Annotated in this window: 16 protein-coding genes; 12 read left to right on the forward strand and 4 right to left on the reverse strand. The window is 50.8% G+C overall.

The window, feature by feature from the left end; all coding sequences use genetic code 11:
• Position 1 precedes the first annotated feature (1 nt).
• Positions 2–1,273, reverse strand: a complete 1,272-nt coding sequence (gene glgC, locus J0A65_RS03710; RefSeq protein WP_206592776.1) for a glucose-1-phosphate adenylyltransferase — start codon at positions 1,271–1,273, stop codon at positions 2–4.
• A gap of 316 nt (positions 1,274–1,589) precedes the next feature.
• The gene (gene mnmC / locus J0A65_RS03715; RefSeq protein ID WP_206592777.1) at positions 1,590–3,596 is read right to left on the reverse strand and encodes a bifunctional tRNA (5-methylaminomethyl-2-thiouridine)(34)-methyltransferase MnmC2/FAD-dependent 5-carboxymethylaminomethyl-2-thiouridine(34) oxidoreductase MnmC1; all 2,007 of its coding nucleotides are present in this window, start codon (positions 3,594–3,596) and stop codon (positions 1,590–1,592) included.
• A 213-nt stretch (positions 3,597–3,809) separates the two neighbouring features.
• Between mnmC and fabB the strand changes: the two genes are divergently transcribed.
• The 11 genes from fabB (at position 3,810) to purF (ending at position 17,814) form a co-directional block, all read left to right on the forward strand.
• A complete protein-coding gene (gene fabB, locus J0A65_RS03720; protein ID WP_206592778.1) occupies positions 3,810–5,024 on the forward strand; it encodes a beta-ketoacyl-ACP synthase I in 1,215 nt (404 codons plus the stop codon).
• 244 nt (positions 5,025–5,268) lie between these two features.
• Positions 5,269–6,570 (forward strand): DEAD/DEAH box helicase, encoded by a 1,302-nt coding sequence (locus J0A65_RS03725; RefSeq protein WP_206592779.1) that lies wholly within the window; start codon positions 5,269–5,271, stop codon positions 6,568–6,570.
• Positions 6,571–6,643: 73 nt separating this feature from the next.
• A complete protein-coding gene (locus tag J0A65_RS03730) occupies positions 6,644–7,774 on the forward strand; it encodes a 4-phosphoerythronate dehydrogenase (protein WP_206592780.1) in 1,131 nt (376 codons plus the stop codon).
• Between the two features lie 52 nt (positions 7,775–7,826).
• The gene (locus J0A65_RS03735; RefSeq protein ID WP_206592781.1) at positions 7,827–8,843 is read left to right on the forward strand and encodes an aspartate-semialdehyde dehydrogenase; all 1,017 of its coding nucleotides are present in this window, start codon (positions 7,827–7,829) and stop codon (positions 8,841–8,843) included.
• A gap of 274 nt (positions 8,844–9,117) precedes the next feature.
• Positions 9,118–11,871: a FimV/HubP family polar landmark protein gene (locus tag J0A65_RS03740; RefSeq protein ID WP_206592782.1), complete on the forward strand. Its 2,754-nt coding sequence runs from the start codon at positions 9,118–9,120 to the stop codon at positions 11,869–11,871.
• A 79-nt stretch (positions 11,872–11,950) separates the two neighbouring features.
• A complete protein-coding gene (gene truA / locus J0A65_RS03745; RefSeq protein ID WP_206592783.1) occupies positions 11,951–12,745 on the forward strand; it encodes a tRNA pseudouridine(38-40) synthase TruA in 795 nt (264 codons plus the stop codon).
• Positions 12,746–12,927: 182 nt separating this feature from the next.
• Positions 12,928–13,779 carry an acetyl-CoA carboxylase, carboxyltransferase subunit beta gene (accD, locus tag J0A65_RS03750; protein ID WP_206592784.1) on the forward strand — a complete coding sequence of 284 codons (852 nt, stop codon included), beginning with the start codon at positions 12,928–12,930 and terminating at the stop codon, positions 13,777–13,779.
• Between the two features lie 3 nt (positions 13,780–13,782).
• Positions 13,783–15,033 carry a bifunctional tetrahydrofolate synthase/dihydrofolate synthase gene (gene folC, locus J0A65_RS03755; RefSeq protein WP_206592785.1) on the forward strand — a complete coding sequence of 417 codons (1,251 nt, stop codon included), beginning with the start codon at positions 13,783–13,785 and terminating at the stop codon, positions 15,031–15,033.
• Between the two features lie 32 nt (positions 15,034–15,065).
• A complete protein-coding gene (locus tag J0A65_RS03760; RefSeq protein ID WP_206592786.1) occupies positions 15,066–15,644 on the forward strand; it encodes an SPOR domain-containing protein in 579 nt (192 codons plus the stop codon).
• 115 nt (positions 15,645–15,759) lie between these two features.
• Complete coding sequence (locus J0A65_RS03765; RefSeq protein WP_206592787.1) at positions 15,760–16,245, forward strand: CvpA family protein; 486 nt, start codon at positions 15,760–15,762, stop codon at positions 16,243–16,245.
• Between the two features lie 48 nt (positions 16,246–16,293).
• The gene (purF, locus tag J0A65_RS03770; RefSeq protein ID WP_206592788.1) at positions 16,294–17,814 is read left to right on the forward strand and encodes an amidophosphoribosyltransferase; all 1,521 of its coding nucleotides are present in this window, start codon (positions 16,294–16,296) and stop codon (positions 17,812–17,814) included.
• Between the two features lie 80 nt (positions 17,815–17,894).
• On the opposite strand, the gene J0A65_RS03775 is transcribed toward purF, so the two are convergent.
• A complete protein-coding gene (locus tag J0A65_RS03775) occupies positions 17,895–18,494 on the reverse strand; it encodes a Yip1 family protein (RefSeq protein ID WP_206592789.1) in 600 nt (199 codons plus the stop codon).
• A 364-nt stretch (positions 18,495–18,858) separates the two neighbouring features.
• On the opposite strand from J0A65_RS03775, the gene miaE reads away from it, so the two are divergent.
• Positions 18,859–19,632: a tRNA isopentenyl-2-thiomethyl-A-37 hydroxylase MiaE gene (gene miaE, locus J0A65_RS03780; protein WP_206592790.1), complete on the forward strand. Its 774-nt coding sequence runs from the start codon at positions 18,859–18,861 to the stop codon at positions 19,630–19,632.
• Between the two features lie 26 nt (positions 19,633–19,658).
• Here miaE and J0A65_RS03785 read toward each other — a convergent pair whose 3' ends face one another.
• On the reverse strand, positions 19,659–21,653 hold the full coding sequence (locus J0A65_RS03785; protein WP_232849713.1) for a metallophosphoesterase family protein: 1,995 nt from the start codon (positions 21,651–21,653) through the stop codon (positions 19,659–19,661).
• Between the last annotated feature and the right edge of the window lie 120 nt (positions 21,654–21,773).

The raw sequence follows: 21,773 nt of genomic DNA on the forward strand, positions 1-21,773 counted from the left end.
CTTAGATTGAACACTTCAACTGCTGGCCGAGCATGGCGGCTGTGACCAGCGTCACGCCTTTGCTGGTGACGCGAAAACCGCGGGCCAGATCGTCGTCCTTGTTGATGCCGATTTGTGTGCCGTCGGGAATATCCACGCCGCGATCAATAATGGCTTTGCGGATATGGCAGTGCTTGCCGATATGCACGCTGGGCAATATCACTGAGTCTTCCACTTTCGAATAATCGCTGACTGTTACTTCGGAAAACAGCAGTGAACCGCGAATACGGGCACCAGAAATCACGCAGCCGCCGGAAACCATAGAGTTGGTGGCCATGCCTACCCGATCGCCATCTTCCAATACGAATTTGGCCGGGGGCTGCTGCACCTGATAGGTCATAATCGGCCATCTGTCATCGTAAAGATTCAGCTCAGGAACCACCGAAATTAACTCCATATTGGCTTCCCAGAATGCATCCAGGGTACCTACGTCACGCCAGTAGGCGCGCTCGCCGGTATCCTGATTACGAAATGGGAAGGCGTAGACCTTACAACTTTCGATCAAAGACGGAATGATATTTTTGCCAAAGTCATGCTCGGAGCTGTCGTTGTCGGCGTCTTTGACCAACTGATCAAACAGAAACTCGGTGTTGAACACATAGTTGCCCATAGAGGCCAAAGTAAGATTTGCATCGCTTGGCAGTGGCGTGGGGTTGGCTGGCTTTTCATCGAATTTACGAATGCGCCAGTCTTCGTCTACCGTCATGACGCCATAAGCACCGGCTGCTTCCTCAATGGGTACCTCAATGCAGGATACCGTCATATCGGCGCCGGACTCCACGTGGTAGGCGAGCATTTCGCCGTAATCCATTTTGTAGATATGGTCGCCGGATAGCACTAGCACGTATTTAGGGGCCACAGAGCGGATGATGTCGATATTCTGGAAAATCGCGTCGGCGGTGCCTTTGTACCAGGCTTCTGAGGTGCGCTGAGAGGCTGGTAGCACATCAACAAACTCACCCATATTGACATTCAGATTTGACCAGCCGCGCACCAGATGCTGGATCAGCGAGTGGGCTTTGTATTGGGTGGCTACGCCGATTTTCTTGATACCTGAGTTCAGGCAGTTGGACAGCGGAAAGTCGATAATGCGGAACTTGCCGCCGAAATACACCGAGGGCTTGGCCCGCCATTCGGTCAGTTCATGTAAGCGAGAGCCTTTGCCGCCAGCGAGGATCAAGGCATAGGTGTCGCGGGTGAGTCGGCTGATAAAACGCTGATTCTTGTCAAGCATCGGGATCTCCATCTGGGCAGGTCTGAATTGATAGCAAATTGGCCACGTGACAACACAAACACGCGCTGCACTTCCTGTGCATCCGTTTTCACCAATATAACGTTGAAGATCCGGCCTTGATAGTCATAGACGACAAAAAAGTGAAAAAATACAGCAGGCTAGATTTGTGGGGGGCTAAGGCTAGTCGTCGTTTTATGACCTGGTGCAGGAACAACGCCGAGTTAGAAAAACCACAAAGAAATGAAATGATCTGGCGCTACAGCTTTCTAACCCCTTCGTGCCCTCTGTGTTTTTTGTGGTGAGTTGTTGTGGCAATCTATTGGTTGTTGGTAACTGGCTTACGCTGACGGTCGCGAATCACAAAGCGGTTGGGGCTAAGTGCGGCCAGTAAACTGTTGTCCAGCGGCAGCGGCTCGCCGGCAAGCTGACTGGCAAGGGTCTCGGCCAGAAGCGGCGCGCTGCAAAGTCCGCGGGAGCCAAGGCCAACAAAGAGATATAAACCCGGCAAATCGCATGCCTGCGGGTAGGTGATATCCTTTTTACCCAAATAAAGGTCGGCATAGTCCTGCTTTTGCCTGGCGACATCGGGCATAGCGCCCATCATAGGTAAATGATCCGGCAAACCTAAACGGATAGAAGCGCGCCCCTGGCCATCGGTCTTTAGGTTTTGTGTCCAATCACAGTCACTCATGGCCTGACGATGGGTGTTGATGTTTTGTTCGGCTTCGCTTTCACGATGCTCACAACTCATATCCATTTTTACGTAAGTGGACCCCAGCGCATGTCGACCCTCGAAGACTGGCGTCATATAACCTTTGTGACAAAGCACGGTTTTAAGTGAAGCAATGGCAGCTTGACTGGGAATATGTTCTACCTGGCCTCGCACTGGGCGAAGGGGCAGTGCATCAAACAGTGGTAAATTCACTGTCTCAGCCCCTGTTGCCATCACCACGACCGGATGAAGATCCTCGCCACCGTCCTGCCATCTTAATTGCCAGCGCTTGGCGTCGACATCATAGTGCAGCTCTTGCAGTTTCTTAGCTTTTTGTACATTCAGCGCTTTTCCACAGGCGGCCAATAATGCCTGGGTCAGTGCCTGAGGGTTAATCCAGCCGCCGCCTGCCATATGCAGTGCGGGATAAGGAATGGCTATACCGGCCAGGTCGGTGGCTTGCTGGGCATCCAGCGACGTGATTAAGTCTGTTGGCCAATGGCCTTTGGCCGCTAACTTTTGCTGTTTTTCCTGCAAAGCCGGTGTGAAGGCGATTTGCAGCACACCACAAAAATCATGAGGAACCTGATGAGGTGTTAATAAAGGCTGATATTCACGCCTGGCAAAATCAAAAGCCTGTGCGAGCAGGCGGCTGGCTAGATTGTCATCCACGTGTAGCTGCGGATAGAAACCGCCCTGGCGATTACCAGACGCGCCATCAGCTATCCCTTGGCTGTACAGATTAACTTCATATCCACGCCGACATAGGGCATAACTCAAGGTTGCTGCTGCCAGGCCGCCGCCAACTATTGCAATAGTTTTAGCCGGGTTGGCGCGTCGTTGAAACCAGGGCGCCTGAGTGGCGGCTTGATGCGGGGCTGCCAGGTGGCCGGCCAACATATCGCGCTTATGGCCAAAGCCTTTGCGTTTTTCCACCTGAAAACCGGCTTGTTGCAGGCCGCGTTTGACAAAGCCGGCCGCAGTAAAGGTCGCAAAAGTGCAATCCGGACGGGCTAGACTGGCCATCTGAGTAAATAGGGCATCTGTCCACATGTCAGGGTTTTTGCTGGGGGCAAAGCCATCCAGAAACCAGGCATCGACTAAGCCTTGTTCCGGGCGATGCCACTGCGGTAGCAAGTCATGCAAGTCGCCGAGCCATAAATCCAGCACCACTTCGCCGCCAGGCACGGCAAAGCAAAGGCGGTGACAGCCACCGGTCAGATAAGGATATGCTTGGATTAACTGCTGGCTGTACGCGTCCAACTGCGGCCAGTGGGCGAGGGCGCGGGCCAAATCTTCTCGGCTTAAAGGAAACTTTTCGGTGGAGATAAAATACAGTCGGTTAAGGGGGGACTGGGGTTGCTGGCGGCGAAAATCTGCAAAGGCAGCAAAACTGGCAAGAAAATTAAGACCTGTGCCAAAACCGGTTTCGGCAATGGTAAAGTGCCGGGACATTGCATTATGCCAACGAGCAGGTAACTGATTGTTGTGCAAAAATACGTAATGGGTTTCGGCCAGGCCATCGGCATTGGAAAAATATACATCGTCAAAGGCCTCGGCAACCGGGGTACCTTGTTGGTTAAAATGGATTTGGGCGGTTTCGATGGCCATGCAGGGTCTTTTATCAGCTCGCTAAGGGCGATATTCTACGCTATAGCCAGTTGGCAGTAAAAAGGTGTCAGGCCTGATTTGTGTTCTTAGACTATTGTCTACAGGCCACCGATGGAACGGAACAAATACGCTGTTTGTACGTCACAAAGAGCAGACCAGTTATGTCGAGAAAATCATTACCATAAGGACACTTTTTCAAGTGAAGGTATCAAAATGAGAAGAGCCGTGATTACCGGTCTGGGCGTGGTGTCCAGCATAGGTAACAATAAGCAGCAAGTACTGGAATCCCTGCAGCAGGGCAAGAGCGGCATCCGCCACTCCCAGCAATTCGTCGATATGGGCCTGCGCAGCCAGGTGTGGGGCAATATCGAGCTGGATGTCAGCGAGCATATCGATCGTAAGGCCTTGCGTTTTATGGGCGAAGCGGCCGCCTATGCCTATATCGCTATGCAGCAGGCCATTGAAGATGCCGGCCTGAGCGAAGAGCAGGTGTCGAATGTGCGTACCGGCCTGGTGGCCGGTTCCGGTGGTGCATCATCTAAAAATCAGGTGGAAGCCGCGGATATCCTGCGCGAGAAAGGTGTTAAGCGGGTAGGTCCTTATATGGTGCCTCGCACCATGAGCAGCACAGTGTCAGCCTGTCTGGCCACCCCTTTTAAGATTAAAGGTATTAACTACACCATTTCTTCAGCCTGTGCGACCAGTGCTCACTGTATTGGCCATGCGCTTGAACAAATTCAGCTAGGCAAGCAGGACATCGTATTTGCTGGCGGCGGTGAAGAAGTGGATTGGACACTGGCCATGCAGTTTGACGCCATGGGCGCGCTATCGACCAAATATAACGAAACGCCGGATAAGGCATCTCGTACCTATGATGCAGACCGTGATGGTTTTGTTATCTCAGGTGGTGGCGGTATGGTTGTTGTGGAAGAGCTGGAGCATGCGCTGAATCGCGGTGCCAAGATCTACGCTGAAATCATCGGTTATGGTGCCACTTCTGATGGCTACGACATGGTGGCGCCGTCGGGTGAAGGCGCGGTGCGTTGTATGCAACAAGCCATGCACGGTATCGAAGAGAAGATTGACTATCTGAATACCCACGGTACCTCCACGCCGGTTGGTGATGTGAAGGAACTGGAAGCCATTCAGCAGGTGTTCGGCGGCAGGTCCCCGGCTATCAGCGCGACTAAGGCCATGACGGGGCACGCATTGGGTGCGGCAGGTGTACATGAAGCCATTTACAGCTTACTGATGCTGGAAAACGGCTTTATCGCGCCATCGGTTAACGTTGAGAATCTGGACGAAAAGGCGGCTGGTCTAGATATCGTTACCGAGCCACGTCAGGCACAACTGAATACTGTGATGTCCAACAGTTTCGGTTTTGGTGGTACTAATGCCACGCTGGTGCTGCGTCGCTACCAGAAATAAGACTAATTAAGTCAGAAAAAGGCAGCATTTAGCTGCCTTTTTATTTCCAGCTCAACATTATATTGCGTGGCATCGCATGGACATTTTTCCTCTGTGCTGTTATAGTCTGCACCTCTTTTTTGGCATCCGTCGGTCGGTGCCTGTCTAGCGAATCCCAACCCAAATTCCCCAGACGCTATTATTTTTCCCGCCTAAGACCGTGTCAGTGCCTTTGCACTGAGTAGGCCGGTTACGGAGTACAATTTTGAATTCATTTGACGAGCTTGGCCTGTCGGCCGAACTGCTTCGTGCTGTTTCCGAACAAGGTTACAGCCAGCCAACCCCTATTCAGGCGCAGGCCATTCCGGTGATCCTGGATGGCCGCGATGTGATGGGGGCGGCACAAACCGGTACGGGGAAGACCGCCGGTTTCACCTTACCTTTATTACAACGTTTAAGTGCATTGCGCCCCGCGCAGGGGGCAAAACCGGTGCGCGCATTGGTTTTAACGCCAACCCGTGAACTGGCGGCACAGGTGGGCGACAGTGTCGCTGATTACGGTAAATATCTGCCACTGAGCAGTGCAGTGATCTTTGGTGGGGTGAACATTAACCCGCAAACCGCGGCGCTAAAACGTGGTGTGGATATCTTGGTAGCCACCCCTGGACGTTTGTTGGATCATGCTAATCAACGCAATGTGGATCTGTCTAAATTGGAAATTCTGGTATTAGATGAAGCGGACCGTATGCTGGATATGGGTTTTATTCACGATATCCGCCGGGTACTGAAATTACTGCCCGCCAAGCGCCAGAACCTACTGTTTTCAGCTACCTTCTCTGATGAGATCAAGGCTCTGGCTGATGGCCTATTAGACCAACCTGTGTTGGTGGAAGTGGCCAGACGTAATACCGCATCCGAGGCGGTTGCCCAGACTATCCACCCGGTAGATAAAGATAAGAAACGCCAGTTACTTTCTTACCTGATTGGCTCCAATAATTGGAAGCAGGTGCTGGTGTTTACCCGCACTAAGCATGGTGCTAACCGTCTGGCTCAGCAGTTGGAAAAAGACGGCCTTACTGCGGCGGCTATTCATGGCAATAAAAGCCAGGGCGCGCGTACTAAGGCGCTGGCTGATTTTAAATCCGGTAAGGTAAGAGTGCTGGTGGCCACTGACATTGCCGCCCGTGGCCTGGATATCGATCAGTTGCCACATGTGGTTAACTTCGAGCTGCCTAATGTACCGGAAGATTATGTGCATCGCATTGGTCGTACTGGTCGCGCTGGCAATGTTGGCGAAGCGGTATCCTTGGTGAGCGTGGATGAAAACAAACTGCTGCGGGACATTGAAAAACTGATTAAACGGGAGCTGCCTAAAGTGGTAATTCAGGGGTTTGAGCCAGATCCTAACGCTGTGCCTGAGCCAAAGGAAAAACCACAAGCGCGCCCACCTCGTCGTCGTTTGGGCGAAAAACCCAGACAACAGGGCAGTGAGCGCCCGAGCGGCGAGCCGAATCGTCGCCGTCGTCGTCGCACTAAACCGAAAAATCCAGCCTCCCAGGCGGCCTGAACCCTCAGATCGGACTGGTAATTCAAGCATAAGTGGGCAAAATAGCGGACTTTGTCGTCCGCCTGTTTTGCCCATGCATATCTATTGTGAAGATTCCCTGTTGTACGCCCGCGAGTATTTTGCCGGGTGGGGAGAGTTACATTTCTTTAGCGGCCGTAATCTGGATCCGCAAAGCCTGACTAATGCCGATATCCTGCTGGTGCGTTCTACGACCAAAGTGGATGAGAGGCTGCTTAGTCACTGCCCAAATTTAAAATACGTAGGTACGGCCACAGCCGGCACTAATCATATGGACCTTGCTGCGCTAGAAGCGCGCGGTATTGCCTATGGTTCTGCTGCAGGTTGCAATGCCATTGCGGTGGCCGAATATGTGATAAGTAGCTTGTTTGTTTTGGCACAGCAGCAAGGCTGGCAACTTAAAGACAAGCAGGTGGGTATAGTGGGTGCCGGGCATGTAGGCAGCCAGTTGGACGCTAAACTAAAGGCCATTGGGGTTAACACCCTGTTGTGCGACCCGCCGCTGCAGGCCCAGGGCGATAAGCGGCCGATGGTCGATATCGATGCCATTATGGCCTGCGATATTATCAGTTTGCATGTGCCGCTGGTGGAGGATGGAGCGCATCCCACCCGTTTGCTGTTTGATAAACACCGTTTAAATGCGCTGACTGACCAGCAAGTGCTGATCAACGCCTGCCGGGGTGAAGTGCTGGATAATCAGGCGCTACTTAGTTTGTATCAACAAGGCAGACAATTTACGACTGTACTGGACGTGTGGGAAAACGAGCCTGATATTCTGACCGAGCTATTGCCTTATGTCGCGCTGACCAGCGCCCATATTGCCGGCCATACCCTGGAAGGTAAGGCCAGAGGCACCTGGATGCTTTATCAACAGGTGGCTGAGCTGTTTGATTTACCTTGTGAACTGTCGCTGAACTCGGTTCTGCCTGCATCTGAGTTTGCTCCTGTATCGCTTGCTAGTCTGGAGCAGCAACATGTGGCGAATATGGTGCTTAGCGTGTACGACATTCGTCGCGATGATCAGCAGTTCAGAACCCTGGTAAACAAGCCGGGCGGCTTTGAATATATCCGCAGGCACTATGCTATTCGAAGAGAATTTGCTGCATTGCAAGTTAGTGCTGGAAATTCTGCGGTGAAAAAGGCAATCTGCGGGCTCGGCTTTAGTCCAAAGCCGGATACTCTTTGATCAGCACCGCTGATCGTCAGGCTTGACCTCAACTAAGGAGATTAAACAGAAAATGTCACGAGCCTTTGATGTTGCCGTTTTAGGTGCTACCGGCCTGGTAGGCCAGCATATGATCGAAATCCTTGAACAGCGGGATTTCCCGGTTAACAAACTTTACCCACTGGCCAGCTCTCGCTCTGCTGGTGGTACGGTGAGTTTCAAGGGTAAAGACGTGACAGTTCTGGACGCCGACACCTTTGATTGGTCACAGGTGCAGTTGGGTTTCTTCTCAGCCGGTGGCAGTGTGTCTGCAAAGTTCGCTCCCATTGCCGCAGAGGCCGGTTGTGTGGTTATCGACAATACCTCACAGTTCCGCTACGAGCCTGACATTCCGTTGGTGGTACCGGAAGTGAATGCCCATGTGCTGGCAGATTTCCGCAATCGTAATATTATTGCCAATCCAAACTGTTCAACCATTCAGATGTTGGTGGCCCTGAAGCCCATTCATGATGCTTTTGGTATCAGTCGTATCAATGTTTGCACCTACCAGTCGGTCAGTGGTGCAGGTAAATCAGCGATGGAAGAGTTGGCCAGACAAACCGCAGACTTGCTGTCCGGCCGTGAAGTAACGCCAAAAGCCTTCAGCCGCCAAATCGCCTTTAACGTGATTCCGCAGATTGATGTATTCATGGACAATGACTACACCAAAGAAGAAATGAAGATGCACTGGGAAACGCAGAAAATCATGGGTGATGACAGCATTATGGTGAATGCCACTGCTGTACGTGTGCCGGTTTTTTATGGTCATGGTGAAGCCGTTCATATAGAAACTCACCAGCCTATTGATGCTGAAGCAGTCAAAGAGCTGTTAGCCGATGCGCCTGGTATTACGTTGATGCGTGAGCGTGAAGACTTCCCAACCCAGGTTGGCAATGCCAGTGGTAAAGACGAGGTATTCGTCGGACGTATTCGTAAAGATTACACTCATCCCAACGGTCTGAACCTGTGGGTGGTATCTGATAATGTACGTAAGGGTGCCGCGACTAACAGTGTGCAGATTGCTGAAGTGCTGATCCGCGATTACATGTAATTGCCGGTAGTCTGAATAAAAAAGGCCTGGAACCCTGTTCCGGGCTTTTTTGTATTTAAAATAGCTTAAATACGGCCGATATGGAGTAGTTGGCTTTATGGATCAGGGTTAGTATCTGGTTTATAGTTCGTGTTGGAATGCAACTTGCTGTATTTTTCTTGATGCATTGTAGAGTGGTAGTAATCCGGCGGGTTACTTATAAAAAGTGATAACTATTAAATCTGCGCTAAGTACGAGCTGTGCGGGTGATTTGTTGGGGCGGCGAAGGACAAATATGAGAATACGACAGTTGCTGATGCTTTGTTTAGCAAGTTTTTTCTCCGTTACCCTGTCGCTGACCAGCCACGCTCAGTCTGTTGAAATTAAAGGCCCAAAGAACGCTACCCGTGAATACTCCGGTGTTGTTTACGGTCCTATTACCTCAGAAGATACCTTGTGGCGTATTGCCCAGCGTTATCGTCAGAATAAATCGCTGACTTTGTATCAGGTCATGGTGGCCATTTACGAACTCAACCCCAACGCCTTTGAAAAGCAAAATCTGAATTTAATGGTAGACGGTGCCATGCTGCGCTTGCCCAGCGAGCAGTATATCGCCCGTATTGATGCGGCGTTGGCTAAGCAAAAAGCCGACCTTGATGAACTGGCACTGAAGAAGCCAGGCACCGATAACAGTGGCAGTAGTTCCGAACCGCAGCCCGGAAGCAGCCTGGTTACCCCCAAGAATGCTGCCAGTACCGATGAACTGGCAGAAACTCGTCAGGCCATCGAGGCAAAGCTTAGCAATATCGATCAGGAAAACCGCCAACAATTCGACAGCCTGAGGCAACAAATTGCCGCCTCTATTGATTCAGTGCAGGCCTTGCTGGATGAAAATAATCAGGTGCTGAAACGCCTGGACAAAGTCAATGAAGATATCGAAGCCTTACGTCAAAGCCAGGAGCAGGACAAAACACAGCTTTCTTCATTACTAGCCCAGCAAAATGAACTGGTGGATTTTTCCCGCGAAATCAAAACCCAACAGGAAGCCGAGCGTCAGCAAAGCTGGTTGAACAACCCCGCAACCTTGATTGGCGCAACCATGGTGCCGGCCCTGTTGCTGCTTGGCGGATTAGCCTTTTGGTTACGCCGTCGCAATCAAGCCAGCCAACCCGAACCTGTTGTAACCCAAGCTCCCGCCCCTGAGCCTGTTATCGAAGACAGTCCCATGGACGACCTGTCGGATGCCCTGGCCGATGAACTGTCCGGTGAGCTGGAGCAGGAAGACAATGACGAAGATCTATTTGGTGAAGAGCTGCTTGATGATGTGCTTACCGACGAGTTGGAAGAGTCGTTGGATGCAGCCTTAGGCGAAGAGTTTGATGACTTCCAGGAGCTCGCGGATGAGATGCTGGTACCTGAAGAAAAAGTCAGACAGCCTGAGCCGGACGTTGGTGGTGGCCTGCTTGACCAAAGTGAGCTGGATGATTTGTTTGGTGAGGAGCAGGAGCTGCTCGATGAAGTGAGTGATCTGGATGACGGGCAGTCCATCGATCTCTCCGTAGTGGAAGATGTGAAAACGCCGCCGGCCGCTGAATCTGTTGAAGATGACTGGGACGCCGCCTTAGAAGAACAATTAGCCTCAAGCAAAACTGATGAAAAGCCAGAGATAAGCATCGACGAGCTGCTGGATGAGCCAATGGCGCAAACGCCACAGGCGGATGACGACGGTTTCGACCTGGATGAGTTCAGCAAGAATGAGTCACTGAGTGATGAGTTAATTGAGCAGTTGGATCATGAAATCGCCAGTCAGGGTAAGCAACTGGATGATTTAACCGATGAACTGCTGATGGAGTTGGAGCAAGCCGATAATCTGCAAGATGATTTGGCCGATGAGCTGCTTGCTGAGCTTGAACAAGGAGAGCAACAGTTACTCTCCGATGAACCCGACGAAGCAGAACCTGAACTGCAAGCGCAGCCGTCATCGGAAATGGATGACCTGTCAGATGAACTGTTAAATGAACTGGAAGCCGAGCAGCCGCTAGCCGATGAACAATACGTGCAGATGGACGAGGCTGATGAGCTACTGTCTGTTGTTGCAGAGCCAGAGCCAGAGCCAGACGACATTGAACCGCAAAATGAACTGACAACTGATGACGTAGCCTTGTCTTCGGAGCAGGCTGAAGAACTGGACGCTATGCTGTCCGAAGATTTTGCCCATGAGCAACCTGACCCGCTTGAAAATGAACTGGCAGAATTTGAGCAAGCACTGGAAGCCTTCGAACAGGAAGACTCACCCGTCGAGCCGGAGAGTGTTGCTGATGCGCAGCCGCAAGATTCAGATGAAATTGATGATCCGACGACACAGGCTGATGAACCCGGTTTAGATGAGATTCTCGACGATGATGCCCTTGAGCAGGCACTGGCCGACATGGCGGATGAGTCGTTGTCTTCTGATGAATTAGCCAAAGAGCTGGATGAGTTGCCGGCGCTGGGAGATTGGCTGGAAGGTAAAAAGCGCCCGGATGCTGCGCCTGTCCAGGAAGATGAGCAGTTATTGGATGAGCTGGAGTCTTCTGATTTCGATGAAATGCTGGAGTCCATTGAGTCTGCGGATGCGGCCGAAGAAGCCGAGCAGCAGGAGGTTGCAGATAGCAGCGCTGCTGACGAGGAACAAGAGCTGGATTTGGAAGCCCTGCTGAATGAGCATCTGCAGGATCCTGAACCGCCAAAACCCCTGGCGGAATCCGAAGACGATTTTCTGGATATCGATGCGCTGCTAAGTGAGAGTGTCGAGGCTGAAGAAGAGCCGCAAAGCGAAAAAGCCCTGAACCTGGATGTGGATCTCGACCAGTACGCCAGTGTCAAAGATGATGAAGACCGGGTTGATGTGGACGAAGACAGCGGTATGAGTGCCAAGCTTGACCTAGCCCGCGCCTATTTGGAAATGGATGATAAAGACTCAGCCATTGAATTGCTGCAACAGGTTATCGATAAAGGCAGCGATGAGCTGCAACGTGAAGCCCAGAACATTCTGCAGGCATTAGCCTGATCCTTTGATGATTGAGAGGTTTTAACCGCCTGGTATATTCCTGATATACTCCGGCCACTTTTCATGGTGGAGTAGCGGCATGCGGATTGCCCTGGGCATTGAATACGACGGTTCCAAATACTACGGTTGGCAGCGCCAACGGGAAGTTAATAGCGTTCAGCAGGAACTGGAAACCGCCTTAAGCCGTATTGCTGATCAACCCATTGAACTGGCCTGTGCCGGCCGCACTGATGCTGGCGTGCATGCGACCGGACAGGTAGTGCATTTTGATGTAGATAATCCACGCGCCATGCGTGCCTGGACGCTGGGAATGAATGCCGCGTTGCCAGATGATATTGCGGTTAAATGGGCAACCCAAGTACCGGATGACTTTCACGCACGTTTTTCTGCCACCGCCAGACGTTATCGTTACGTTATCTATAACCATCCATTGCGCTCCGGCATTTTACGCCAGGGTGTAACCCACTACCATAGCCAACTGGATGTAGCGCGCATGAATAGCGCCGCACAATGTTTGCTGGGCGAGCATGATTTCAGCGCCTTCCGTGCCGCTATCTGCCAGTCTAAGTCGCCGTTTCGTAATGTTACGCATGTAGCCCTGCACCGATTTGGGGATTATGTGGTGCTGGAGATTCAAGCTAATGCCTTCTTACACCATATGGTGCGTAATATTACCGGCTCCTTGCTTGAAATTGGCAGTGGACGGCGTCATGTAGAATGGTTGGAAGCCTTGCTGGTTGGCAAAGACCGTAGCCAGGCTGCAGCAACGGCCAAGCCGAACGGGCTATACTTAGTGGATGTGAGTTATCCAGATGAGTATCAGTTGCCTGCTGTCGTACCAGGTCCATTGTTCTTGCCTGTTCAGCTTGGATAAGCAGGGTGCTTAACTTCTAAGACCAGTTAATATTTTTGGTCGAACCAGGATTTATGCTCTAATAGCGCAAATTTATAGGTAACATGCCCCTTGATTAGGGCGTGTGACCAGGCGGCAAGCGTGTCGGCCACCAAATTATCAGGCAGCGCAGGGCGTTGCATAACAGCAGGAATAACGGTTTCATGAGCTGGATTCAGAAAATACTTCCCCGTACTCAACAGTCATCTTCCGCTAAGGCTAATGTGCCTGAAGGGGTATGGACTAAATGTTCAGAGTGTAACGCAACCCTGTACAAGCAGGAGCTGGAACGTCAGTTGGAAGTTTGCCCTAAGTGCGACAACCATATGCGCATCAGTGCCAGGGCGCGTATTGACAGTTTTCTTGACCAGGGTGAACGTGTGGAGCTGGGCGGTGATTTAGAGCCGCAGGATATTCTTAAATTCAAAGACTCCAAAAAGTATAAAGATCGTATCGTGGCGGCACAAAAAGCCACTAACGAGAAAGATGCGTTAGTGGTGATGAAGGGTAAACTGCACGGCAAACCCGTGGTGGTGGCCGCCTTTGAATTTGCCTTTATGGGCGGTTCTATGGCTTCTGTGGTCGGAGCCCGCTTTGTTAAGGCTGTTGAAGCCTGTTTGGAACACAATTGCCCTTTGGTGTGTTTTTCAACCAGCGGCGGCGCGCGTATGCAAGAAGCCTTGCTGTCGCTGATGCAAATGGCAAAAACCAGTGCCGCACTGGCGAAAATGAGCGAAAAAGGCCTGCCCTATATCTCGGTGCTGACCGACCCGACTATGGGTGGTGTGTCCGCCAGTTTAGCTATGCTGGGTGACGTTAATGTTGCCGAGCCGAAGGCGCTGATTGGCTTTGCCGGTCCTCGGGTTATTGAACAAACCGTACGTGAGAAATTGCCACCGGGCTTCCAGCGCAGTGAGTTTTTGCTGGAAAAAGGCGCCATCGATATGATCGTTGACCGCCGCGAAATGCGTGACCGACTCTTTGGTCTGCTCGACAAACTGCATCACTCCAACTGATTTATGTCTCACCCATCTTTTAACCAGCCTTCCAGTTTGGAAGGCTGGTTGCAATACTTAGAATCTATTCATCCCTCTACCATCGATATGGGCCTGGCCAGGACGCAGGACGTTTTTGCGCGTCTGAAGCTGGATTTCAGTCAGATTACAGTTATCACCGTAGCCGGTACAAACGGCAAAGGTACCACCTGTACTTTCCTTGAGCAGGCGCTTACGCAACTAGGACACAGCACTTGTGTATACAGCTCGCCGCATATACTGGATTACCGCGAACGCTTGCGATGTGACACACAGATGCTTAGTGAAGCCGCGCATTGCCAGGCATTTGCCAGAGTCGAGCAGGCCCGTGGTGAGATTAGTCTGACCTATTTTGAGTTTGGCACCTTAGCTGCGTTGGTCTTGATTGCAGAGCGTCAGCCCGATTTTGCTATTTTAGAAGTGGGCCTGGGTGGGCGATTAGATGCGGTGAATATACTGGATGCGGATATCGGAGTGATCACCACTATTGACCTTGACCATCAGGATTGGCTGGGGAATACCCGAGAGTTAGTGGCGGCCGAAAAGGCCGGTATTTTCCGTCAAAATGGCGTAGCCGTAATAGGTGATGCTCAGCCACCGGCGAATTTGCCGGAGATTGTCAGTAAACTGAATCTGGATGCCAGTTGGCAGGGTAAGGAATTTTCTTACCGTCTGGAGGATGGGCGTTTTTACTGGCAGAGCCATGCTGGTATCAGTCTTTGTGGTCCGAGACCCGCCATTCCCGCGGCCAACGTATCTACCGCGCTTTGTGTGCTGGAACGTCTGGGAAAGCTACCGTCGTTAGATGTAGAGCGACTGCTTAGCGAAGTAAAAGTGGTTGGACGTTGCCAGATGGTTGGCGAACATCCCAGCGTGTTGGTTGATGTGGCCCACAATCCACAATCTGCCGGTTACTTGCTGGAGCAAGTCCAAGGCTTTAGTGCCAAGCAGGTGCATCTGGTGGTCGGTATGCTCAAAGACAAAGATATTCAAGCCTGTCTGTTGCCTTTTACAGCGTTGTCACCGAACTGGTATCTGGCGCCACTGGGTGGCCCTCGCGGTGCCAGCTCAAAGATGTTGGCTGACTTGCTGCCAAAGGGACAAAAAGTGCTAGAATGCCAATCAGTTAAGCATGCATACCAACAAGCTCTGCAAAATGCACAGGCGGAGGATCTGGTGGTAGTATTTGGTTCATTTTTCACGGTGGCTGAGGTACTGGAACCCAGCGTTCAGTAAACTCAGATAACAGCCAAATCCGGGAGGTCGTTTTGTCTTCAGCATTCCAGAATCGTCTGGTAGGTACCATCATCCTGGTGGCGCTGGCGGTAATTTTTCTGCCTGACCTGCTTGATGGTGAAAAGGTATCGCACAAAGATACCTTTTTGCCTGTGCCGCCACGTCCTGCTCAGGAGCCTGTGTCAAAAACACAATCCTTCCCTTTGGATGAAGTGCGTGAGCGGGTCAGCCGAACGGTTGAGGTGGTGGAGGACGTGGCCGAAGATGATCCTGTCGAGGCTGCAACTGAAGAAGCCCCTCCTGTGCAGGTTGCAACACAGCCCGCAGAGCAAGTTGAGCGACCTGCCGAGAGTAAACCTGAGGTGGTGAGCGCGGGTTGGGTTGTGCAGTTAGGTAGCTTCCGCCATCAGAAAAATGTTAAGGAGCTTACCGACAAACTGGAGGCGGCCGGGTATCGCACTTTCAGCCGTAAGATTAAAACCAGTGCAGGGGAGCTGACCAAAGTCTTTGTTGGGCCGGATCTGCAACGGGACAAATTAGAGAAAGCCTTGCCACATCTTAAAGAGCTGACGGCATTGCAGGGTAAAATTACCGAGTTTAGGGCTGAATGATTCAGCCCTTTGTATTTTTTGCACTGCGCCTTTGGCAGTTGAAGCTAGGAATAAAGGAGATTTTCAAACTGGCTTCTGCTAGAATGCGCGCGGCATTTTTCCATCGACATACGGCATGAACTGGATCGACTACTGCATTATCGGCATCATCCTGCTTTCTACTCTGATTAGCCTGGTTCGGGGCTTTGTTAAAGAGGCTGTCTCTCTCGCCGTTTGGTTCGCCGCATTTTTTATTTCCAGTCAGTTTTATGCCGATTTAGCTGTCTATCTGGATAACATATCCGATCAGGTACTGCGCAACGGTGCTGCTATCGCCATATTATTTGTTGCCACACTGATTTTAGGTGGGTTGTTAAACTATCTTATCGGCCAGATGGTCCAATACACCGGTCTATCCGGTACTGATCGTGCTTTAGGTGCGGTATTTGGCTTGCTTCGTGGTGCGCTGGTGGTTAGTGCACTACTGTTTTTTATGGACGCATTCACCGGCTTCGCACAAGCACAGTGGTGGCAGCAATCTGTCCTGATCCCGGAATTCAGTATTGTCATCGAATGGTTCTTCGAATACCTGCAGAACCATTCCAGTTTCTTAAACCCTTGAGCATCGACGCCTGATGGCATGATGCGCTGGAAAATATAGGTAACTTGCATGTGTGGTATCGTAGGTATCGTGGGTAAAGGCCCGGTCAATCAGGCTTTATATGATGGATTGACCGTATTGCAGCACCGTGGGCAGGATGCTGCTGGTATCGTCACAGTCGACGATGGCATGTTCAACTTGCGTAAGGCCAATGGATTGGTTCGTGATGTATTCCATAGCCGTCATATGCAGCGTTTGACGGGGAATTTGGGTATCGGCCATGCCCGTTACCCGACTGCCGGCTCATCGAGCTCTGCAGAAGCCCAGCCTTTTTATGTGAATTCTCCTTTTGGGATTGCCTTTGCCCACAACGGCAACCTGACCAACGCCCACGAGTTGGAAGAAGAAGTGTTCCGTATTGCCCGTCGCCATATCAACACGAATTCTGATTCTGAGTTGCTGTTGAACATTTTTGCTCACGAGTTGCAGGAAGGCTCAGGCCTTACCCTCGAGCCACAAGATGTGTTCAATGCCGTCAGCCGTGTGCATCGCAAAATCAAAGGGGCTTATGCCGTAGTGGCGGCCATTATCGGCAACGGTATGGTGGCATTTCGTGACCCCCACGGTATCCGCCCTCTGGCGCTGGGTAAGCGCGAAACGGAATTTGGTGACGAGTACATGGTGGCCTCTGAAAGCGTTGCGCTGGATGTCGTCGGCTTTACCTTTATTCGTGACGTTGCGCCTGGCGAAGCGATTTATGTTACGGAAGACGGTCAGCTGTTTACTCAGCAATGTGCCGATCACCCCAGCCATTCTCCCTGTATTTTTGAATTCGTGTATTTTGCTCGTCCGGACTCCTTTATCGACGGTATCTCCGTGTATGCATCACGGGTGAATATGGGCCGTAAGCTGGGACAAAAGATTGCGCGCGAATGGGCTGACCTGGATATTGATGTAGTTATTCCTATTCCAGAAACGTCCAATGATATCGCGCTGCAAATTGCGCAGGAACTAGGCCTGCCTTATCGTCAGGGCTATGTGAAGAACCGCTATATCGGTCGTACCTTTATCATGCCTGGCCAGACTCAGCGTAAGAAATCGGTTCGTCGCAAGCTCAATGCCATTTCTTCCGAGTTTGCCGGTAAGAACGTGTTGCTGGTAGATGATTCTATTGTGCGTGGTACAACGTCCGAGCAGATTATTACTATGGCTCGCGAATCAGGTGCGAAGAAGGTGTATTTTGCGTCTGCGGCACCGGAAATTCGCTTCCCTAACGTGTACGGTATCGATATGCCCTCAGCCAATGAGCTGATTGCTCATGGTCGTGAGATTGATGAGATTTGTGAGCTGATCAAGGCTGACGGTTTGATCTTCCAGGATATTGAAGACCTGGTAGAAGCCGTGCGTGAAGAGAACCCGGAAATCCAGTCTTTTGAGACCTCAGTATTTGACGGCGAATATATTACCGGTGATGTGGATCAGGATTACCTGAACCGCCTGGATCTGTTACGCAATGACAAGGCCAAGCATAAAAAAGGTCAGATGGAATTGTGTAATCTGGAAATTCATAACCTGGACGGCGAAGCTTAATCACCGGCATTTGAACATCGTTGCAGTTCATCCAAGAAAAAAGCCACCTGCAACAGGTGGCTTTTTACTATTGGTCAGTTTCAGGCCATGTATTCAGGCCCAAATCCCATACTCCAGAGGATAACTGAGGCAGCCATAATAATAACTAATAGTACCAGGCCACAAGTCACCACCGAGCTGGCATAAATAAAGCCTTTCTCTTCCGGGATCTTCATGATGATTGGAACCCCGGAATACAGCAGATAAACCGAATAGGTTAGTCCGGCTAAGCCAATCATCATCACAAACCACAATACTGGATAGAGCGCAGCAAAGCCCACCATAAATAATGGCGTGGCGGTGTAGGCGGCCAGTTCCAGTGACTGGGTAAAAGATGGTTTGGCATCAAAGGTTTGTGCCATCCAGTGGACAAGATAAGCCAGGCCTAGTACACCGGCAACCAAAGCCAGATACATGCCGATGCTCATCATCATGGCACTTTGTTCGGTTAGTTTAATAACATCGCCTACTCCTATGCTCCAGCCTAAATGGGCGGCAGAGTAGTAAGCGGTAATAGCTGGAATTAAGGCTACGATTAAAATGTGGGTCAGGCTGTATGTTAGACTTTCATGACGTTTTTCGATTGTCTGCCATTCTTCCCTGGGGTGAGCATAAAGACCCCATAAATGGTTCAGGATCATAATCTACCTCACTTAGCGCATTGGCGTTTGCTACGTTGGTCCCGACTTAGGGCGGGGAATGAATTAATGTGCTTAACATTAATTTAACATTAGTTTCTGTGACCTTATTGGATTCGTCAATAGTTTATTTTATGTACAAAATAACTCTCTATTTTTCAGTTGGTTACTTTTTGAACTCAAGTTGAGTAGGGGGAATGTAATTTCTAAATCGATTAAAAAATGTACGCATTTGTTTATGTGAGTAAGCAACTCTCATAGCAGGTCGAACAAAATTGCAGATTTTCACTTTGTTGCTTAATAGCAAGCCCGGTTTTTTTCTGCCCCGCAGTAAAAAAGCGGTTAAAATGCCGGGGTCGGATCCCGGATGTTGATATATATGTTGAATAGTCTGTTAGAACCCATTCATGCCTTTTTGCACAACACGACCCCCCAAGCCTGGTTAGATGAAGCAGCCAAGCCGCAGAATTTACCTGTCTTGCTTATTGACCATGCTAATTGTGAACTGAAGGCCGCCCAAACTGCCATGTGGTTGATTCGCACTTATGCGGTGGAAAAGGACAGCGGTGATGCGTTGTTAGCATGGCTAAAGCCATATGAAGACTATGTGTATCGACGTATTGGTAATGGCGACTTTAGCGGTTATCAGTCAGGGCTATCTAAAAAGCTGATCAGTAAAACTGACTTCGCCTTTGGTGATGAGCTCATCGATAAAATGGTGCTGCTTATCAAAGAAGAGTTGCATCACTTTCAACAGGTTATGGAATTTCTTGACCAGCGCGGTATTGCTTATGAAAACTTAAGTGCCGGTCGTTATGCCAAAGGGTTGATGCAACAGGTACGTAATCATGAACCGGCGCGACTGGTAGATAAGCTGATTTGCGGCGCTTATATTGAAGCCCGTTCGTGTGAGCGTTTTGCCGCGCTGGCACCTTATATGGATAAAGAGCTAGGGGATTTTTATGTTTCGCTGCTTCGCAGTGAAGCGCGGCACTTTCAGGATTACCTGTCTCTGGCGGATAAGATTGCCGGTGAAGATATCAGTGCCCGTGTCCAGCACTTCGGTACTCTAGAGGCCGGACTTATCAGCAGCCCGGATGCTGAACTGCGTTTTCACAGCGGCAGCTTTGTAGAACAATAGGGTAGTCCCTTACCCTATCTATTTGATTAGCGGTTAATCAGCGCCAGTTCAATATCTGCGTTAAGCACGGCCCACCAGCGATTGCCGAAGGTTTTATCAATACCAACCAATGGTTGGTTTTGGCAGGTCGCAGCGCGGGTTGGCATATTGGTCAGCCAGTCTTCATTCCAGCTTTGTTCAATCAGGCAATCGGCGCTGGCCAGTGCCTGCCATTGACCATCTTGCAAGCTTGCCAGCAGCAGCTTGTCAGCTTCCAGGCTATCCGGGCCGGTAAATTGCACTACATAGCTGTCGGCTTTGGCATTGCTGATATCCCAACTGCCCTTTGCCGAGTCGGGTAAGGTAACAGGAGACTTATGGCTACCATCGGTTTGTGACATGGGCAATCCGCTTTCGCTCTGAATATCTTTGGCCGCACCATATGCACTTTGATAAAGCCCGGCTTGGTTCTGGGTACCACTGATTATCAAACGATCTGTGATGGTATCCGCGGTTTTATCCAGCCAGCTCAGCGTGACATGTTCTTTCAGGTCTACAGTGGTTTCAGGGATCAGCAATTCATCTTCTGCTTCATCGGGGATTACCCGCATTGGGCTGTTAAGATTGGGTGTCCAGGACTCGTGGGCAATAAACAGCCACTGATAGGCTAAGCGGGTCAAGTCCATTAGGCTTTCAGCGCGGCTGATCCCTGGCGTATAGGACATGCTGCGAGTGCGGGTATCGGTGCGGTTGAAGGTATCATTGCTGCCGCCAATTAAGCGGGCAACAGTGCCATCCTCAGCATAACAGTCCGTAGTCAGGTATTGGGTTTGGAAGACTAATACCGGGCGGGTGTCATGGTGAATGGAGTTGGGGTAAATCATAGTTTCACAGCGATTGTTGCTGCGTGAGAATTTGTCCATCAGATACCAGTCGGCGCTAAATTGCTGATCGGCGTTGTTGCTTTTGGCGGTATGAGGCGCGGCATAGCTTTGGTAATCCACCCTGGGGCCTGTGAAGGTGAGCAGGCTGGAATTAACATCAAAATGTTCTGAGCCTTTGTCATAGGTGGCATTTTTTTGCGCCACCACCATCTGCACCAGTTCGCGCTCGCCGAAGCGGTATTCGTAGCCCTTATAAGAGGCATTACCGGCCATAATCTGGGTATAGGCACCCATCTTATAGTTGCCACCTGTAGGGGTTGAGCCGGAAGGCAGGGTGCTGAGGGTAGTTTTGGCGGTGATCAATGAACGCTGGTATTGGTGTTCATGGCCTTGCACATAGATAACATCATGCTCGGCAAAGAACTGGCGAATCTGCGGCTGCACATCGTATACCCAACCATCATCCTTGGTGCCGTCAACAATTTGCTCCAAGGTTTGCCCATACTTAGCGCCAATTAGTCCGTCATGGCTGGCTACTACAATATGCTCAATCTGATCGTCAAGACTAAGCACAGTGTCTTTTATCCACTGAAAGGCGATGGGCAGATTGTAATAAGCCAAGCCAACAATCAGCACATTGTCGCGTACCACGTAGTAGTTTACCCACTCATAACCGGGCATATGCACGGCATCCTCCGGAATAAACTCACGCATATTGTCTATCCACTGCACTGTATAGGCGTAACTGGTTTCGTGGTTACCCATCACAGGCAAAAATTCAATGCCTTGCTGCCGATACTGGCGGGCCACAGATATCCACTCATCAAATTCTACTTTGCTGCCATTATCGGTGAGGTCGCCCAGGGCGATGACCATATTCACGCCGTTCTCGGCTTGGTGCTTGAGCACTTCGCGCATCGGATGCATGGCCACATGTGCCTGACCTTGGGCATCGGTGCCACCTTGGGTATCGGGTAATAAACCCAATACAAATTGAGTCGGGGGCGTGGGCTCGGGCGTGGGAACGGGATCCGGCGTTTGGCCGACAGGTGGTGCTGGGGTATCGTAGTCTGAGCCGCCACAGGCGCTCAGCAGGGCGGCCATAAGACCGCAAAGTAGCGGACGGATAAATGGGTTGGTTTTAGTTGCCATCGGCATGTTGTTGTTCCTGAAGGTTAAGAGCCACAGATCACAACAGCTGTTGATGACTTTTTTATTTAATTCAAGCTACTGTTATTTGAATGTTTTTTGACCATCGATTAACCCTGTGGGTAGTTA

Origin of the sequence: Bowmanella yangjiangensis, assembly GCF_017255015.1 — a bacterium.
GTDB classification, from domain to species: Bacteria; Pseudomonadota; Gammaproteobacteria; order Enterobacterales; family Alteromonadaceae; genus Bowmanella; species Bowmanella yangjiangensis.

What these genes read in the sequence shown, in the direction of transcription:
- glgC (WP_206592776.1), bottom strand. Translation starts at nt 1,273, where the DNA reads ATGCTTGACAAGAATCAGCGTTTTATCAGCCGACTCACCCGCGACACC.
- mnmC (WP_206592777.1), bottom strand. Translation starts at nt 3,596, where the DNA reads ATGGCCATCGAAACCGCCCAAATCCATTTTAACCAACAAGGTACCCCG.
- fabB (WP_206592778.1), top strand. Translation starts at nt 3,810, where the DNA reads ATGAGAAGAGCCGTGATTACCGGTCTGGGCGTGGTGTCCAGCATAGGT.
- J0A65_RS03730 (WP_206592780.1), top strand. Translation starts at nt 6,644, where the DNA reads ATGCATATCTATTGTGAAGATTCCCTGTTGTACGCCCGCGAGTATTTT.
- J0A65_RS03735 (WP_206592781.1), top strand. Translation starts at nt 7,827, where the DNA reads ATGTCACGAGCCTTTGATGTTGCCGTTTTAGGTGCTACCGGCCTGGTA.
- J0A65_RS03740 (WP_206592782.1), top strand. Translation starts at nt 9,118, where the DNA reads ATGAGAATACGACAGTTGCTGATGCTTTGTTTAGCAAGTTTTTTCTCC.
- truA (WP_206592783.1), top strand. Translation starts at nt 11,951, where the DNA reads ATGCGGATTGCCCTGGGCATTGAATACGACGGTTCCAAATACTACGGT.
- accD (WP_206592784.1), top strand. Translation starts at nt 12,928, where the DNA reads ATGAGCTGGATTCAGAAAATACTTCCCCGTACTCAACAGTCATCTTCC.
- folC (WP_206592785.1), top strand. Translation starts at nt 13,783, where the DNA reads ATGTCTCACCCATCTTTTAACCAGCCTTCCAGTTTGGAAGGCTGGTTG.
- J0A65_RS03765 (WP_206592787.1), top strand. Translation starts at nt 15,760, where the DNA reads ATGAACTGGATCGACTACTGCATTATCGGCATCATCCTGCTTTCTACT.
- purF (WP_206592788.1), top strand. Translation starts at nt 16,294, where the DNA reads ATGTGTGGTATCGTAGGTATCGTGGGTAAAGGCCCGGTCAATCAGGCT.
- J0A65_RS03775 (WP_206592789.1), bottom strand. Translation starts at nt 18,494, where the DNA reads ATGATCCTGAACCATTTATGGGGTCTTTATGCTCACCCCAGGGAAGAA.
- miaE (WP_206592790.1), top strand. Translation starts at nt 18,859, where the DNA reads ATGTTGATATATATGTTGAATAGTCTGTTAGAACCCATTCATGCCTTT.
- J0A65_RS03785 (WP_232849713.1), bottom strand. Translation starts at nt 21,653, where the DNA reads ATGCCGATGGCAACTAAAACCAACCCATTTATCCGTCCGCTACTTTGC.